This window comes from Achromobacter sp. SX5 (assembly GCF_056711425.1).
Window position 1 is genome coordinate 3,978,798 of the sequence record NZ_CM160041.1, and the last position, 17,290, is coordinate 3,996,087.

General features: G+C 66.6%; 14 protein-coding genes. 6 read left to right on the forward strand and 8 right to left on the reverse strand.

Annotated features, from left to right (window positions below; all coding sequences use genetic code 11):
* Positions 1-113 precede the first annotated feature (113 nt).
* From AC1M14_RS18660 to AC1M14_RS18670, 3 genes are read left to right on the forward strand one after another with little or no spacing between them, the layout of a single operon-like run.
* Entirely contained in the window at positions 114-1,232 is a 1,119-nt protein-coding gene (locus AC1M14_RS18660) for a Re/Si-specific NAD(P)(+) transhydrogenase subunit alpha (protein ID WP_209166441.1), read from the forward strand.
* A gap of 2 nt (positions 1,233-1,234) precedes the next feature.
* The gene (locus AC1M14_RS18665) at positions 1,235-1,552 is read left to right on the forward strand and encodes an NAD(P) transhydrogenase subunit alpha part 2 (protein ID WP_062684020.1); all 318 of its coding nucleotides are present in this window, start codon (positions 1,235-1,237) and stop codon (positions 1,550-1,552) included.
* Positions 1,549-2,988 (forward strand): NAD(P)(+) transhydrogenase (Re/Si-specific) subunit beta, encoded by a 1,440-nt coding sequence (locus tag AC1M14_RS18670; protein WP_102774727.1) that lies wholly within the window; start codon positions 1,549-1,551, stop codon positions 2,986-2,988. Before AC1M14_RS18665 ends, AC1M14_RS18670 begins: the two co-directional genes overlap by 4 nt.
* 25 nt (positions 2,989-3,013) lie before the next feature.
* On the opposite strand, the gene glcF is transcribed toward AC1M14_RS18670, so the two are convergent.
* The 6 genes from glcF to tldD form a co-directional block, all read right to left on the reverse strand.
* Entirely contained in the window at positions 3,014-4,255 is a 1,242-nt protein-coding gene (gene glcF, locus AC1M14_RS18675; RefSeq protein WP_479730238.1) for a glycolate oxidase subunit GlcF, read from the reverse strand.
* Positions 4,256-4,261: 6 nt separating this feature from the next.
* Positions 4,262-5,368: a glycolate oxidase subunit GlcE gene (glcE, locus tag AC1M14_RS18680; RefSeq protein WP_111827028.1), complete on the reverse strand. Its 1,107-nt coding sequence runs from the start codon at positions 5,366-5,368 to the stop codon at positions 4,262-4,264.
* A gap of 12 nt (positions 5,369-5,380) precedes the next feature.
* Entirely contained in the window at positions 5,381-6,880 is a 1,500-nt protein-coding gene (locus AC1M14_RS18685; RefSeq protein ID WP_102774730.1) for an FAD-linked oxidase C-terminal domain-containing protein, read from the reverse strand.
* 120 nt (positions 6,881-7,000) lie between these two features.
* Positions 7,001-8,416 (reverse strand): FAD-binding oxidoreductase, encoded by a 1,416-nt coding sequence (locus tag AC1M14_RS18690; protein ID WP_479730239.1) that lies wholly within the window; start codon positions 8,414-8,416, stop codon positions 7,001-7,003.
* A gap of 103 nt (positions 8,417-8,519) precedes the next feature.
* Positions 8,520-9,593, reverse strand: coding sequence for a 3-deoxy-7-phosphoheptulonate synthase AroG (aroG, locus tag AC1M14_RS18695; protein WP_102774732.1), 1,074 nt, complete (start codon positions 9,591-9,593; stop codon positions 8,520-8,522).
* Positions 9,594-9,887: 294 nt separating this feature from the next.
* Complete coding sequence (gene tldD / locus AC1M14_RS18700; RefSeq protein ID WP_102774733.1) at positions 9,888-11,348, reverse strand: metalloprotease TldD; 1,461 nt, start codon at positions 11,346-11,348, stop codon at positions 9,888-9,890.
* Positions 11,349-11,920: 572 nt separating this feature from the next.
* On the opposite strand from tldD, the gene AC1M14_RS18705 reads away from it, so the two are divergent.
* Positions 11,921-12,301, forward strand: coding sequence for an H-NS histone family protein (locus tag AC1M14_RS18705; protein WP_102774734.1), 381 nt, complete (start codon positions 11,921-11,923; stop codon positions 12,299-12,301).
* A 75-nt stretch (positions 12,302-12,376) separates the two neighbouring features.
* On the opposite strand, the gene AC1M14_RS18710 is transcribed toward AC1M14_RS18705, so the two are convergent.
* Positions 12,377-13,018, reverse strand: coding sequence for a DUF4136 domain-containing protein (locus tag AC1M14_RS18710; RefSeq protein ID WP_111827027.1), 642 nt, complete (start codon positions 13,016-13,018; stop codon positions 12,377-12,379).
* A 147-nt stretch (positions 13,019-13,165) separates the two neighbouring features.
* Between AC1M14_RS18710 and pepN the strand changes: the two genes are divergently transcribed.
* A complete protein-coding gene (pepN, locus tag AC1M14_RS18715; protein WP_479730240.1) occupies positions 13,166-15,871 on the forward strand; it encodes an aminopeptidase N in 2,706 nt (901 codons plus the stop codon).
* 10 nt (positions 15,872-15,881) lie between these two features.
* A complete protein-coding gene (locus tag AC1M14_RS18720; protein WP_102774737.1) occupies positions 15,882-16,901 on the forward strand; it encodes a class 1 fructose-bisphosphatase in 1,020 nt (339 codons plus the stop codon).
* Positions 16,902-16,975: 74 nt separating this feature from the next.
* On the opposite strand, the gene AC1M14_RS18725 is transcribed toward AC1M14_RS18720, so the two are convergent.
* Positions 16,976-17,197, reverse strand: a complete 222-nt coding sequence (locus tag AC1M14_RS18725) for a YgdI/YgdR family lipoprotein (protein ID WP_102774738.1) — start codon at positions 17,195-17,197, stop codon at positions 16,976-16,978.
* Positions 17,198-17,290: the final 93 nt, after the last annotated feature.

Here is a 17,290-nt window from a genome sequence, read left to right on the forward strand (position 1 = left end):
TTCGCCATGGGGCTTTTTTTTCGGCCGCGCGGCCGCCCCCTCCTTTACGGAGGGGCGCGTACGTACCCCCATTCCGTGTATAACTACGGCGAACCTTCTGAGGAGAGGCGTAGATGCACATCGGGATACCAAAAGAAACCCGAGACGGGGAAACCCGTGTCGCAGCAACACCAGAGACCGTCAAGAAGTACGTAGGCGGCAAGCACACCGTCGTCGTGGAGCGCGGGGCCGGCAGCGCCGCCCGCTATCCGGATGACGCCTATGAAGCCGCCGGCGCCACGCTGGGCACCGCCCAGGATGCGCTGGGCGCCGGACTCGTCATGAAGGTTCGCGCGCCGGACGCCGCCGAACTGGCGCACATGAAAGCGGGCACGGTCGTGGTCGGCATGCTCGACCCCTTCGACGCCGAAGGCCTGCAGCGGATGGCGGCGGCCGGACTGGTCGGATTCGCCCTGGAAGCCGCGCCGCGCATCACGCGCGCGCAAAGCCTGGACGTGCTGTCCTCGCAGGCCAACCTCGCCGGCTACAAGGCCGTGCTGCTGGCCGCGCACCACTACGGCCGCCTGATTCCCATGATGATGACCGCCGCAGGCACGCTCAAGGCCGCCCGCGTCGTGGTGCTGGGCACCGGCGTGGCCGGCCTGCAGGCCATCGCCACCGCCAAGCGGCTGGGCGCCGTGGTCGAGGCCTCGGACGTGCGGCCCGCGGCGCGCGAACAGGTGGAGTCCCTGGGCGCCAAGTTCATCGACGTGCCCTTCGAGACCGACGAGGAACGCGAGATCGCGCAGGGCACGGGCGGCTACGCCCGCCCCATGCCGCCGGCATGGATGGCGCGCCAGGCCGTGCTGGTGGCCGAGCGCTGCAAGCAGGCGGACATCGTCATCACGACCGCGCTGATTCCCGGCCGCCCCGCGCCCACGCTGGTCTCGGCCGAAACCATCGCGGCCATGAAGCCCGGCTCGGTGCTGGTGGACCTGGCCGTCGAGCGCGGCGGCAACTGCCCGCTGTCCGAAAAAGGGCAGATCGTGGAAAAGCATGGCGTGACCCTCATCGGGCTGACCAACCTGCCCGGCCTGGTGGCGACCGACGCGTCGGCGCTGTACGCCCGCAACATCCTGGATTTCCTGAAACTCATCACCGATGCCGAAGGCGCGCTGGCGATCCGGCGCGACGACGAGATCGTGGCGGCCTGCCTGGTGTGCGAAGGCGGCAACGTGACGCGGAGGACCTGAACATGGAAGCGATCAACCCCACCCTGATGAACCTCATCATCTTCGTGCTCGCCGTCTATGTCGGCTACCACGTGGTCTGGAACGTCACCCCTGCCCTGCACACGCCGCTGATGGCCGTGACCAACGCCATTTCCGCCATCATCATCGTCGGCGCCATGCTGGCCGCGGCGCTGACCGAAGGCGGGCTGGCGCGCGGCATGGGCGTGTTCGCCGTGGCGCTGGCCGCGGTCAACGTGTTCGGCGGCTTCCTCGTCACCCGGCGCATGCTGGAGATGTTCAAGAAGAAGGACAAGAAGCCGGGCAAGGAGGGCGCGCAATGATCTCGCTGAACCTGGTCACGCTGCTGTACCTGGTGGCTTCCGTCTGCTTCATCCAAGCGCTCAAGGGCCTGTCGCATCCCACCACCTCGCGCCTGGGCAACGTGTTCGGCATGGCCGGCATGGCCATCGCCGTGCTCACCACGGCCGCGCTCATCATCGGCCTGGCGCGCGACGGCGGCGCCACCATCGGGCTGGGATGGGTGGTGCTGGGCCTGCTGGTCGGCGGCTCCATCGGCACCCTGATGGCCAAGCGCGTCGAAATGACCAAGATGCCCGAGCTGGTCGCCTTCATGCACAGCATGATCGGCCTGGCCGCGGTGGCCATCGCCGTGGCCGTGGTGGCCGAGCCGCATGCCTTCGGCATCGCGCCGGCCGGCATGCCCATTCCCACCGGCAACCGCTTCGAGCTCTTCATCGGCACCTTCGTGGGCGCGATCACCTTCTCGGGCTCGGTCATCGCCTTCGGCAAGCTGTCGGGCAAGTACAAGTTCCGGCTGTTCCAGGGCGCGCCGGTGGTGTTCGCCGGCCAGCACCTGCTGAACCTGGCGCTGGCGCTGCTGATGCTGGCCTGCGGCATCTGGTTCATGCTCACGCAGGAATGGACGCCTTTCGTCATCATGACCGCCATCGCCTTCGTGCTGGGCGTGCTCATCATCATCCCGATCGGCGGCGCCGACATGCCGGTGGTGGTGTCCATGCTGAACAGCTACTCGGGCTGGGCCGCGGCCGGCATCGGCTTCTCGCTGAACAATCCGATGCTGATCATCGCCGGCTCGCTGGTGGGCTCGTCGGGCGCCATCCTGTCCTACATCATGTGCAAGGCGATGAACCGCTCGTTCTTCAACGTCATCCTGGGCGGCTTCGGCGGCCAGGCCGGCGGCGGCGCGGCGGCCGGCGAGGCCCAGCAGCGCAGCGTCAAGTCGGGCAGCCCGGACGACGCCGCCTTCCTGATGACCAACGCCGAGAGCGTGACCATCGTGCCCGGCTACGGCCTGGCGGTGGCGCGCGCGCAGCACGCGCTGAAGGAACTGGCGGAAAAGCTCACCGAGCGCGGCGTGACCGTGAAGTACGCCATCCACCCGGTGGCCGGACGCATGCCGGGCCACATGAACGTGCTGCTGGCCGAGGCCGAGGTGCCGTACGACCAGGTCTTCGAAATGGAAGACATCAACAGCGAGTTCGGCCAGACCGACGTGGTGCTGGTGCTGGGCGCCAACGACGTGGTCAACCCGGCGGCCAAGAACGATCCCAAGTCGCCCATCGCCGGCATGCCCATCCTGGAAGCCTACAAGGCGCGCACCGTGATCGTGAACAAGCGCTCGATGGCCTCCGGCTACGCCGGCCTGGACAACGAGCTGTTCTACATGGACCGCACCATGATGGTCTTCGGCGACGCGAAGAAGGTGCTGGAAGACATGGTCAAGGCGGTGGAGTAAACCGCCTGCGGAGGCGCCGCCGGTCTCAGGCCGGCGCGCCCTCCTGGCGGCGCAGCTGGTCGTCCACCACCTCGACCCAGTGCCGCACCGGCGTGTCGGTGCCGCTTTGCAGGTGGCCGATGCAGCCGATGTTGGCCGACAGGATCACGTCCGGACCGCCGGCCGCAATCGCGCCCAGCTTGCGGTCGCGCAGCTCCAGCGCGATCTCCGGATTGAGCACCGAGTAAGCCCCCGCCGAGCCGCAGCACAGGTGCTTGTCGGCGAACGGCAGCAATTCGAAACCCAGATCGGCAAGCAATTGCTCGGACAGCGGCCGCAGGCCCTGCCAGTGCTGCAGCGTGCATGGCGGATGGAACGCCGCGCGCGTGCCCGCCCGCAGGCGCGCGCGCAGCTGCGCGGCGTGCGGCGCCACGATCTCGGCCACGTCCTTGACCAGCGCCACGATGTCGGCGGCCTTTTGCGCATAGGCCGGATCGTGCCGCAGATGATGGGCGTATTCCTTCACCATCGCGCCGCAGCCCGAGGCGTTCATGACGATGGCCTCGGCCTTGCCGTCCTGCACCAGCGGCCACCAGGCGTCGATGTTGGCACGCATCTGCGCCAGCGCGGCTTCCTGCGCGTCCAGGTGGAAACTGGCCGCGCCGCAACAACCGGCGCCCGGCGCGATGCGCGCGCCGATGCCCACGGCGTCCAGCACCCGGATGGTGGCCGCGTCTATGGTCGGCATCATGGCGGGCTGCACGCAGCCGGCCAGCATCAGCACCTGGCGCGCGTGCCCGGCCACTTGCGGCAGCGCGCCCGCGGCGCGACGCTCCGGCACCTTGCGCCGGATCGATTCGGGCAGCAGCCCGCGCACGGCCTGTCCCAGCCGCATCGCGGGGCCGAACAAGGGCGACATCATGGCCTTGCGCAGCACGGTGCGCTTGGTCCTGTCGCCCCAGGAGCGCGGCACGCGTTCCTCGACGATCTTGCGGCCGATGTCCACCAGGTGCCCGTACTCCACGCCCGAGGGGCAGGTGGTTTCGCAATTGCGGCAGGTCAGGCAGCGGTCCAGATGCTGCTGCGTGGACTGCGTGGGCTCGGCGCCTTCGAGCACCTGCTTGATCAGGTAGATGCGGCCGCGCGGGCTGTCGAGCTCGTCGCCCAGCACCTGATAGGTCGGGCAGGTCGCCGTGCAGAAGCCGCAATGGACGCAACGCCGCAGGATGGCGTCGGCCTCGTTGCCCAGATCGGTGTCGCGGGCCCAGGATGCCAGCTTGGTTTGCATGATGCCTTATAGCTCCAGGACCAGGCGGCCGGGGTTGAACAAGCCGGCCGGATCGAGCTCTTGTTTGAGCCGGCGCGTGATCGCCGCGATTCCCGGCGCCAGCGGATGGAAGACGCCGTCGGCCGGCGGCTTGGCGTGACCTGCGCGAAACAGCGTCGCATGGCCGCCCAGCCGGGCCGCGGTTTCACGCAACATGGCCGCGTCGTGCGCGCCGGACAGCCAGCGCTGGCCCCCGCCCCACTCGATCAGGGTCGGCCCCAACCCGAGCGCGGCGGCCGTGGGCGGCAGCGCCAGGCGCCACAACGGCTGGCCCGGCGCGAAAAACGGATGCGTCTGCTCGCGCAGCGACTGCCACCAGCCCGCCGCCGCGTCGGGCGCCATCGGCTCGCCGCCGATCTGCTGGCGCGCGCTGGCGATCGCCGGCGGCGCGCCGGACAGGCGCACGCGCATCGCGCCTTCGGCCTGGTCGTCGTCGCCGCTCCAGCTGGTGGCCGAGATCGGCAGGGGCTTGCCGCGCCACAGCGCGAAACTGGACAGCGCCTGCGCCTGCGTGGCCGGCAGCACCAGCGTGAGTTCTTCCATCGGCCGCGGCGCGACCTTCAGCGACACTTCCAGTATCGCGCCGAAGATGCCGTGCGAGCCGGCCAGCAGGCGCGACACGTCGTAGCCCGCCACGTTCTTCATGACCTCGCCGCCGAACGACAGGATGCGCCCTTCCGAATCCAGCAGCTGCGTGCCCAGCACGAAATCCTTCAGCGCGCCGGCGCTCATGCGGCGCGGCCCCGACAGGCCCGCCGCCACGCAGCCGCCCACCGTGGCCGACGGCGAATAATGCGGCGGCTCGAACGCCAGCATCTGCCCGTGCTCGGCCAGCGCGGCTTCCAGTTCCGCAAGCGGCGTGCCCGCGCGCACGGTCACGACCAGTTCAGACGGGTGATAGCTGACGATGCCGCGATAAGGCGTCATGTCCAGCAGGCAATGCCCGTCCTGCGGCGTCACCGGACGGTAGTTGCCATAGAACGCCTTGCTGCCGCCGCCCATCACGAACAAAGGCTTGTGGCCGGCGCGGGCCGTCATGACCTGGTCGCACAATTCCGACAGGACGAAATCCATAGGGAATGCGTCCTAGAAACGGGCGAGATCGGGGAAGCGCAATTCGCCCGCATGGACGTGCATCTTGCCGTATTCGGCGCAGCGGGCCAGCGTGGGGATGACTTTTTCGGGATTGAGCAGGCAAGGCGGATCGAAAGCCCGCTTCACCGCCAGGAAGGCGTCGAGTTCTTCGCGAGAGAATTGCACGCACATTTGATTTATCTTCTCCATTCCCACCCCGTGCTCTCCGGTCACGGTGCCTCCTACCTGCACGCACAGCTCCAGTATGGCGGCGCCGAATTTCTCGGCGCGCTCCACTTCGTCCGGCTTGTTCGAATCGAACAGGATCAGCGGATGCAGATTGCCGTCTCCCGCGTGAAATACGTTGGCGCAGCGCAGCCCGAACTCGTCTTCCATCTGTTCGATGGCGCCCAGCACGCGCGCCAGATGGCGGCGCGGTATCGTGCCGTCCATGCAGTAATAGTCGGGCGACACGCGCCCGGCGGCCGGAAACGCGTTCTTGCGCCCGGCCCAGAACTTGAGGCGTTCGGCCTCGGACGTCGACACCTGGCAGCGCGTGGAGCCGGCAAGGCGGAACACCGTTTCCATGCGCTCGATCTCGTGCGCCACCTCTTCGGGCGTGCCGTCGGATTCGCACAGCAGGATGGCCTGCGCGTCCAGGTCGTAGCCGGCGCGCACGAAGGGCTCGACCATGTGCGTGGCGCGCCGGTCCATCATCTCCAGGCCGGCGGGTATCATGCCCGCGGCAATGACCTGGGTGACCGCGTTGCCGGCCGCCTCGACGCTGGAAAAACTGGCCATCACGACCTGCGCGCAGGCCGGCTTGGGAATCAGCTTGACGGTGACCTCGGTGACCACGCCCAGCATGCCTTCGGAGCCGATGAAGACCGACAGCAGATCCAGGCCGGGCGCGTCCGGCGCCTCCGAGCCCAGCTCCACGATGTCGCCGTCTATGGTCACCACACGCACGCGCAGCACGTTGTGCACGGTCAGGCCGTACTTCAGGCAGTGCACGCCGCCCGAGTTCTCGGCCACGTTGCCGCCGATGGAGCAGGCGATCTGGCTGGACGGATCGGGCGCGTAGTACAGCCCATACGGCGCAGCCGCTTCCGAGATGGCGAGGTTGCGCACGCCGGGCTGGACCACGGCGGTCGCGCTGGCCAGGTCGATGTGCTTGATGCGGTTGAACTTGGACAGCCCCAGCAGCACGCCGCGGCTGTGCGGCATGGCGCCGCCGGACAGGCCGGTGCCGGCGCCGCGCGCCACCAGCGGCGCGTTCAGGCGCTTGCAGATGCGCATGACCGCCTGCACCTGCTCTTCGGTTTCGGGCAGGGCCACGACCGCCGGCAGCGCGCGATAAAGGGATAGGCCGTCGCACTCGTAAGGGCGGGTGTCCTCTTCGCGGAACAACACGCAGTGCGCGGGCAACGCCGCCGACAGGGCCTCGATGAGCTGCTGCAAAGAGTAAGGCGCCTGCACTTGTGCCAGGCCGGTTTCGACCAATGAATTCATGAGCGCAACAATAGCGCGAGCGCCGGCCATAAGCAGGCCGGGATTTACCCGCATCCGGCGGTCTTCCGCGGGCTCAGAAGTAACCAGCCGTAAAGGCGCGACCGCCGGAACTGCGTTTCCTCAGCCCTGCCAGGAAACGATTTTGCCCGGGTTCAGGATGTTGTTCGGGTCGAACGCATGCTTGAGGCTGCGCATCAGCGCCAGCGAGTCTTCGCCATGCTCCTCGGCCATGAACTGCATCTTGTGCAGGCCCACGCCATGCTCGCCGGTGCAGGTGCCGTCGGCGGCGATCGCGCGGCGCACCAGGTTGTGGTTGATGGCCTCGGACTCCTGCCATTCTTCGGCGCTGTCGGCGTCCAGCAGCATCAGCACGTGGAAGTTGCCGTCGCCGACGTGGCCCACGATGGTGTACGGGAAGCTGGCGCGGTCCAGTTCCTCGACGGTGTCGCGCACGCAATCGGCCAGGCGCGAAATCGGCACGCAGACGTCGGTGGTGCTGGCGCGGCAGCCGGGACGCAGCTGCAGGCCGGCGAAATAGGCGTTGTGGCGCGCGGTCCAGAGGCGGCTGCGGTCTTCGGGACGCTCGGCCCATTCGAAGTCCATGCCGCCGTGCTCGGCGGTGATGGCCTGCACGGTCTCGGCCTGCTCCTGCACGCCGGCCGGACTGCCGTGGAACTCGAACACCAGCAGCGGAGTTTCGCGCAGGCTCAGCTTGCTGTGCAGGTTGACGGCGCGCACGCTGGCCGCGTCCATGAATTCGACGCGGGCGACCGGCACGCCCATCTGGATGATCTCGATCACGCTCTGCACGGCGGCGTCCAGCGTGGGGAAGTTGCAGACCGCGGCGGACACCGCCTCGGGCTGCGGATACAGGCGCACCGTGACTTCGGTGATGATGCCCAGCGTGCCTTCGCTGCCGACGAAGATGCGCGTCAGGTCGTAGCCGGCCGAGGACTTGCGGGCGCGCCCGGCCGTGCGCACGATGCGCCCGTCGGCCGTCACCACGGTCAGCGACATGACGTTCTCGCGCATGGTGCCGTAGCGCACGGCGTTGGTGCCGGAGGCGCGCGTGGCGGCCATGCCGCCCAGGCTGGCGTCGGCGCCGGGGTCGATCGGGAAGAACAGGCCGGTGTCGCGGATCTCTTCGTTGAGCTGCTTGCGCAGCACGCCGGCCTGCACCGTGGCGGTCAGGTCTTCGGCGTTGACCGCCAGCACCTTGTTCATCTGCGACAGGTCGAGGCAGACGCCGCCCTGGATCGCCAGGATGTGGCCTTCCAGCGAGGAGCCGGCGCCATACGGAATCAGCGGCACGCGGTGCTCGTTGCACAGCCTGGCGACCTCGGCCACTTCCTCGGTGGTGTGCGCGAACACCACCGCATCCGGCGGCATGGCCGCATAAGGGGATTCGTCGCGGCCGTGGTGCTCGCGCACCGCGGCGGACTCGGAGAAGCGATCGCCGAAGCGCGCGCGCAGGGCGTCCAGACAGGCGGCCGGCACCGGACGGCGCAATGTTTCAGCGGGCAGGGAAGCGTTCATGGTCAGCGTGGATTCGGGTTCGATAATCCGAATATTCTACGCCGCCGCGCGTGCTGCGCCGCACACCGCCGCAGGCGGGCGGCGCGCGGCGCGGGTTGCGTATTTACTTGCCCGAGGTCAGCGCGACGCGGCGGCGTTCACGCACGGCATGGGCCAGGCGTTCGAGCACCGCGACCGAGGCGTCCCAGTCGATGCAGCCGTCGGTGATGCTCTGGCCGTAGACCAGCGGCGTGCCCGGCACCATGTCCTGGCGTCCGCCCAGCAGATGGCTTTCCACCATCACGCCCACCAGGCGCGCATCGCCCGCTTCCATCTGGCGCGCCACGTCTTCGATGACGAGCGGCTGGTTCTCGGGCTTCTTGCTGCTGTTGGCGTGGCTGGCGTCGACCATCACGCGCTGCGCCAGGCCGGCCTTGGCCATGTCCGCGCAGGCCGCGTCCACGCTTTGCGCGTCGTAGTTCGGCGTCTTGCCGCCGCGCAGGATGACGTGGCAGTCCTCGTTGCCGGCGGTCGACACGATGGCCGAATGCCCGCCCTTGGTCACCGACAGGAAGTGATGCGGCTGCGACGCGGCCTTGATGGCGTCGACCGCGATCTTCACATTGCCGTCCGTGCCGTTCTTGAATCCCACCGGACACGACAGTCCGGAAGCCAGTTCGCGGTGCACCTGGCTTTCCGTCGTGCGCGCCCCGATCGCCCCCCAGGAGACCAGATCCGCGATGTACTGCGGCGTAATCATGTCCAGGAACTCGCAGCCCGCCGGCAGCCCCAGGCTGTTGATGTCCAGCAGCAGTTCGCGCGCCACGCGCACGCCCTTGTTGATGTCGAAGCTGCCGTCCAGGTCGGGATCGTTGATCAGGCCCTTCCAGCCCACCGTCGTGCGCGGCTTCTCGAAATACACCCGCATCACGATTTCCAGGTCGGCGCTCAGGCGGTCGCGGACCGGTTTCAGGCGTTTCGCATACTCGATGGCCGCGCGCGTATCGTGAATCGAGCAGGGACCGATCACGACGATCATGCGGTCGTCCATGCCGTGCAGGATGCGGTGCATCGCCTGGCGGGCGGCGAACACGGTGTCCGACGCCTCCTTGGTGCAGGCGAACTCACGCATGACGTGCGCGGGCGGGTTCAGCTCTTTGATTTCTCGAATGCGAAGGTCATCGGTATTGTGTGACACGGTACTGCTCCTGGGTTGCCCGCCGCGGGGAAGGTTCCCGAGGCTCCCGGAGACTCCTCCGGGGGTTCCTCAACCGGCGGCGCAAAAAAAGCCGCCAGTTCGCTGGCGGCTTTTTTGGGGGGATTCTTTCCAAACTTCAGATTGAGCGCGTCCCTTCCTCCGCCAGCGGCTTCAGAAAACCATAAAAGTAAAAGTAAAAAGCGGGGGACGCGAATTTCATGGGGAATGACTCTAGCACAGATTTTTTCGTGCGTCACGCGGGTTTTCGCCGGATGGTTGCACCCGTCCACACCGTCAAGCGGTGCCGCCTACGGTCAAACCCTCCATGCGCACCGTCGGCATGCCGACGCCGACCGGCACGCTCTGGCCGTCCTTGCCGCAGGTGCCCACGCCGGAATCCAGCTGCAGGTCGTTGCCGATCATGGTGACGCGGTTCATGGCGTCCGGGCCGTTGCCGATGAGGGTGGCGCCCTTGACCGGGTAGGTCACCTTGCCGTTTTCGATCATGTAGGCCTCGGAGGCCGAGAACACGAACTTGCCGTTGGTGATGTCGACCTGGCCGCCGCCGAAATTGACCGCGTACAGGCCGCGCTTGACCGAGGAGATGATTTCCTCGGCCGGCTTGTCGCCGGCCAGCATGTAGGTGTTGGTCATGCGCGGCATCGGCAGGTGGGCGAAGGATTCGCGGCGGCCGTTGCCGGTGGCGGCGGTTTTCATGAGGCGCGCGTTGAGCGTGTCCTGCATGTAGCCGCGCAGAATGCCGTCTTCGATCAGCACGTTGCGCTGGGTGGCGTTGCCCTCGTCGTCGATGTTGAGCGAGCCGCGGCGGTCCGGAATCGTGCCGTCGTCGACCACCGTCACGCCCTTGGAAGCCACGCGCTCGCCGATGCGGCCCGAGAACACGCTGGAGCCCTTGCGGTTGAAGTCGCCTTCCAGGCCGTGGCCGACCGCCTCGTGCAGCAGGATGCCGGGCCAGCCCGAACCCAGCACCACGGTCATTTCGCCGGCCGGCGCCGGTCGCGCCTCGAGGTTGACCAGGGCTTCGTGCACGGCGCGCTCGACGTAGCCCTGCAGCATGTCGTCGGTGAAATAAGCCAGGCCCAGGCGCCCGCCGCCGCCGGCATGGCCCATTTCGCGGCGGCCGTTGCGCTCGGCGATCACGGTCAGGGACAGGCGCACCAGCGGGCGCACGTCGGCGGCCAGGCGGCCGTCGCTGCCGGCCACCAGCACCACGTCGTATTCGGCGCCCAGGCCGGCCATGACCTGGATCACGTGCGGGTCGCGCGCACGCGCCATGCGCTCGACGCGTTCGAGCAGGGCGACTTTCTCGGGCGCGCTGAGCGAGGCCACGGGGTCGATGTCGGAATACAGGCTGCGGCCGGTTTCGGCTTCGACCTGGGCCGCCACTTTCACCTTGCCCGCGCCGCGCCGCGCGATGCCGCGCACGGCCTGCGCCGACGACAGCAGCGCTTCGGGCGAGAGCGAATCGGAATAGGCGAAAGCGGTTTTCTCGCCGCTCACGGCGCGCACGCCGACGCCCTGGCTGATCGAGAAACTGCCGGTCTTGACGATGCCCTCTTCCAGGCTCCAGCCTTCGCTGCGCGTGTATTGGAAATACAGGTCGGCGTAGTCGACCTTGTGGGTGAAGATTTCACCCAGCGCACGCGCCATATCGGCCTCGGTCAGCCCCCAGGGGTCGAGCAGCAGCGATTTGGCGGTGGCGAGGGAAGCAATGGCGGGATCGATGATTTTCATGGGACTCTGTTCAGGGACGGCGGCGTGGAGACGCGCGCCTGCAATGGCGCTCAAGACCGTATCGTACCGCCGACTCGGCCCCGGCGTCGCGGCCGCCGCAAGGATTATCCGCCCATCCCATATGGGGGCGGGACATTAACTATCAAGTTAAGCAAATTTGTGGCTTTGGATGGATTACGCCAGCTCATCGTACAACTTGACATGAAAATGAAATCGCCGTGCGCGACGCCATTATGCCCGGCGCGCGCCCCAGCGGATTCACCCTCGCCGGCGATTAAACGGTAACTATCATGACAAGTCATCTGACTACTTGTGCAAATATGTGGCGTCATTCAGTGTCCACGTAGTGGAACTCCATATGTTTCAAGTTGTCCCATATCTGCGAATATTCATTCCCGCCGGCGTCCGCCGCGGCGATATGGATAAGTTTAAAGATCGCCCGACCCTTTTGATACAAAGTAATTAGTCCTAAAACAAGGAAATCAGGACGTAATTTATGTATTATGCGAGGCACAACAATTACACATAACTTCGCCGGCGATTAAAAGCAGTTCCATAATCAGGAATAAACCATGGCCCGAGAAACCTACGCAGCACTGCAAGCAAAGATCGAAAAAGAGATCAACAAGCTCCAGAAGAAGGCTGAAATCCTCCAAACCAAACGTCGCAAGCCCGTGATCAACTCGATCATCACCTCGATGCGCGAGTACGACATCACGCCCGAGGAGATCATTGCAGCCTATGGCGCCGCCAAGCCCGGCCGCGCCGCCGGCGGCCGCCGCAAGGCTGGCGCCGCTGCGCGCCCCGCCACCGCCGCCAAGCGCGCCGTCGCGCCCAAGTACCGCCATCCGCAAACCGGCGAAACCTGGAGCGGCCGCGGCAAGGCGCCGCGCTGGCTGGCCGCCGAAGAAGCCGCCGGCGCCACCCGCGATAGTTTTCTTATCAAAGAATAAAACCTATCCGGCAGTAAGAAATAAAATCGGCGCACCATTATGGTGCGCCGATTTTATTTATGCTCGGAGCGCGACTCATTGCGTGGGAAATTTGATCTCGCGCTCGGCGCCATTATTTCCAGGGAAATTATCAAATATTGCACGCACCAGATACGGCATGGTGCGCGTGAAATCGTCGCGCTCGCTCAATATGTATGCGGTCGAACGGTATACCTCGGCGCCGCCGCGCTGGGTATCGTAGATCTGCAGCGTGAGCGAATTGCGCTGGACCACCATCGGCACGTCCACCCAGTCGGGGCCCCAGAAGCCCGGGCCCCAGGGGCCGGGACCGTAGAAACCGCCGTAGCCGCCATAGCCGTAGCCGCCGTAGAAATACGGGTCATACGCACGCCGCACCATTACCTGGGTCTGCGTGGTTCCGTAACGGAACGAGACATCGAAACGGCTCTTGGCGCCGTGCTGCGCCTCGACCAGGCCGGTTGCGCCGATGCCGGCGCGCACCATGTCCTGGTACGACTGATATTCGAGATTATTGTTTTGCGAGGCATCGGCCGGCACGAAGCGGTAGGTCTGCCCTTCCACGCCCGCGGGCCATTGTTGAAATGACGTCACCCGCGCCGATACCGTGGGAGCGGCGCAGCCCGTCAACGCAAGCGCCCCCGCCACGGCGAGCACGCCGGCCCAGCGGCCCGCATTGAACATGGATGACTTGGACATTCTGCTACTCCTTCCGCACGGCGGCGCCATTTACTGCGGTTTGACCGGTCCGCACCCGAAAAGTTTACGGTAATCCATAAGGTTCAGGCGGCCCGGCGGGTCCAGCCACTACAATAGGGCCCTCGTTCATAACAGGACTGAAATCCCATGCGCACCGACACGCCCGTAACCGTTTATCGCAAGGATTACCAGCCCTACCCCTACGATATTCCCGAAGTCGCGCTCGCCTTCGACCTCGCGCCCGACGCGACCGAAGTGCGCTGCGCCATGCAGGTGCGCCGCAAGCCCGACGCCGGCGCCGACGCGGCGCTGGTCCTCGACGGCGAAGAGCTGGAACTCGTCTCGGTAGCGGTGGATGGCGCGGGGTTGCCGGCCGAACGCTACCGCCTTTCCGAGCGCCGCCTCGAACTGCTGGGGCTGCCTGCCAGCGCCACGGTGGAAATCGTCAGCCGCTGCAAGCCTTCGGCCAATTCCACGCTGATGGGCCTGTACGTGTCCGGCGGCAATTTCTTCACGCAGTGCGAGGCCGAGGGATTCCGCCGCATCACCTGGTTCGCCGACCGGCCCGACGTGATGTCGCGCTACCGCGTCACCCTGCGCGCCCTGCCCGATTATCCGGTGCTGCTGTCCAACGGCAACCTGGTCGCCTCGCGCCAGCTGCCCGACGGGCGCAACGAAGTCGAATGGGAAGACCCGTTCCCCAAGCCCTGCTATCTGTTCGCCCTGGTGGCCGGCAAGCTCACGCATCGCGAAACCACGGTCAAGACCGCCAGCGGCCGCGACGTGCTGCTGCAGGTCTACAGCGATCCCGGCTCCGAGACCAAGACCGAATGGGCGCTGGACTCGCTGGTGCGCGCGCTGCGCTGGGACGAAAACCGTTTCGGCCTGGAGCTGGACCTGGACCGCTTCATGGTCGTGGCCGTCCATGATTTCAATATGGGCGCGATGGAAAACAAGGGCTTGAACATTTTCAACGCCGCCTACGTGCTGGCCGACGCCGACACCGCCACCGACGCCAATTACGAAGGCATCGAATCCGTCATCGGCCATGAATACTTCCACAACTGGACCGGCAACCGCGTGACCTGCCGCGACTGGTTCCAGCTGAGCCTGAAAGAAGGCCTGACCGTCTTCCGCGACCAGGAATTCAGCGCCGACATGATGGCCGACGGCATGGAGGCCGCGGCCGCCGCCAGCGCCCGCGCCGTCAAGCGCATCGACGACGTGGTGGCGCTGCGCGCCGCGCAGTTCCCGGAAGACGCCGGGCCCATGGCCCACCCGATCCGCCCGGAAAGCTACCAGGAGATCGGCAATTTCTACACCGCCACCGTGTACGAGAAAGGCGCCGAGGTCATCCGCATGCAGCACACGCTGCTGGGCGAGGCGGGCTTTCGCGCCGGCATGGACGAATACTTCCGCCGCCACGACGGCCAGGCCGTGACCTGCGACGACTTCGTCGCCGCGATGGAGTCCGTGTACGTGCGCCAGCACCCGGGGCGCGACCTGTCCGTGTTCCGCCGCTGGTATCGCCAGGCCGGCACGCCGCGCGTGACGGTCAAGCTCGACCACGACGCCGCCGCGCGCCGCTGCACCGTGACGCTGACCCAGGCCTGCCCGCCGGTGGGCGTCGAGAAGAAAGCCGGCGCCGACTACGTCAAGGCGCCCTTCCACATTCCGTTCGCCATCGGCCTGCTGGACCGCCAGGGCCGCGCCCTGCCGCTGCGCCACGAAGGCAACACCACCGAAACCGCCCTGCTGGAACTGACCGAGCAAAGCCAGCAATGGGTCTTCGAGGACATCGCCGAACGTCCGGTGCCGTCGCTGCTGCGCGACTTCTCGGCCCCGGTGATCGTGGAATACGGCTGGACCAACGAAGAGCTGGCCCTGCTGTCGGCGCATGACGGCAATCCGTTCGCACGCTGGGAAGCGGGCCAGGAGTTCGCCACGCGCCAGATCCTGGCCCTGGCCGAGGCCCGCCAGGCCGGCCGCACGCTGCAGGCCGACCCGGCCTTCATCGACACCTGGCGCGCGCTGCTGACCGATCCGGCGCTCGACGCCGCCTACCGCGCCCGCGCCCTGGCCCTGCCCTCGGAAAAGACGCTGGCCGAACGCATGCGCCAGGTGGACCCGCCGGCCCTGGCCGTGGCCCGCGACTTCCTGCGCGCCGAACTGGGCCGCCAGCTGGCCGCCGAATTCCGGCAGGCCTTCGAGGCCAACCAGACGCCGGGCGAGTACAGCCCGGCCCCGGTTCCGGCCGGGCGGCGCGCGCTGAAGAATCTGGCGCTCAGCCACCTCATGGCCGCCGGCGAGACCGACGCCCAGCGCCTGGCCGAACAGCTCTATGGCCAGGCCGGCAACATGACCGACAGCATGGCCGCGCTGTCGGCCCTGATCAATTTCGGCCAGGGCGAGTTTCCGCAGCAGGCGCTGGCCGCCTTCTACGACAAATGGCGCGACAACCCGCTGGTGGTGGACAAATGGTTCGCGCTGCAGGCCAGCGCGCGTTCGACTACCGTGCAGACGGCGCGCGAGCTGATGCAGCATCCCGCGTTCACGCTGCGCAACCCGAACCGCGCCCGCGCGCTGATTTTCCAGTTCTGCCTGAACAACGCCCGCGGCATGCACCATCCGGACGGTTCGGGCTACGCGTTCTGGGCCGAGCAGGTGCTGGCGCTGGACGCGCTCAACCCGGAGATCGCCGCCCGGCTGGCCCGCGCGCTGGACAACTGGTCGCGCTTCGTGCCCGCCCTGCGCGCGCCCATGCAGGCCGCGCTGCAGCGCGTGCGGGCGCATGAGGGCCTGTCGCGCAACGTGCAGGAAATCGTATCGAAGGCGTTAGAATTCGCCGCATAGGGAGATTCTTTTGAAACGTAAAACACTGACCCAATACCTGGTGGAGCAGCAACGCTCCGCCCAAGCCCTCGCGCCGGAAGTGCGGCTGCTCATCGAAGTCGTGGCGCGCGCCTGCAAGGCCATCAGCCATGCCGTCAGCAAGGGCGCGCTCGGCGGCGTGCTCGGCAGCCTGGAAAGCGAGAACGTCCAGGGCGAAGTGCAGAAGAAGCTGGACGTGCTGTCCAACGAAATCCTGCTCGAAGCCAATGAATGGGGCGGCCACCTCGCGGCCATGGCCTCGGAGGAAATGGAAACCATCCATCTGATCCCGAACCGCTATCCCAAGGGCGAATACCTGCTGCTGTTCGATCCGCTGGACGGCTCGTCGAACATCGACGTCAACGTTTCCATCGGCACCATCTTCTCGGTGCTGCACGCGCCCCACAACGTCTCCGGCGCGCCGGTGTGCGAGCAGGATTTCCTGCAGCCCGGCAACAAGCAGGTCGTGGCGGGCTACGCGGTGTACGGTCCCCAGACCATGCTGGTGCTGACCATCGGCAACGGCGTGGTGGGCTTTACGCTGGACCGCGAAATGGGCTCGTGGGTGCTGACCCACGAGGACATCCGCGTGCCCGAGGACACCAAGGAATTCGCCATCAACATGTCCAACATGCGCCACTGGGCTCCCCCAGTCAAGCGCTACATCGACGACTGTCTGGCCGGTTCCACCGGCCCGCTGGGCAAGGACTACAACATGCGCTGGATCGCCTCGATGGTGGCCGACGTGCATCGCATCCTGACCCGCGGCGGCATCTTCATGTACCCCTGGGACGCGCGCGAGCCGGGCAAGGCCGGCAAGCTGCGCCTGATGTACGAAGCCAACCCGATGAGCTTCCTGGTCGAACAGGCCGGCGGCGCGGCGATCAACGGCGTGCAGCGCATCATGGACATCCAGCCCGAAAAGCTGCACCAGCGCGTCAGCGTGATCCTGGGTTCGAAGAACGAAGTCGAGCGCGTGGGCCGCTACCACGCCGAGGACGCGGCGGGCTGATTCCCGCCCCCCCATGACAAAGCCCCGGCCTGTCACCAGGCCGGGGCTTTGTCTTTACCGCGGACGGCGGAAGGTCACTTCACCTGTTCGATCGACTTCACGTCATCCTTGTTGATCTGGACCTTCTTGCCGTCCTTGTCGTATTCGTACATGCCGGTATCTTTGTCGTAGCTGGGCTCGTCGGGGGTCACGGTCGAGCTGCCGTCCCGCTGCTGAATGACCGAGGGAGACGAGCATCCGGCCAATACTCCAAATCCGCTCACAGCCAGGGCCAGCGTCATGGTCTTCAGATTCATGGGCGTGTTCTCCGAGTATGAATGTGGATTTACTGTATCTGACGCCCCGGCCGCATACGTGACGGGTTGTGGTCCAAATGCATGAGAAAGTAA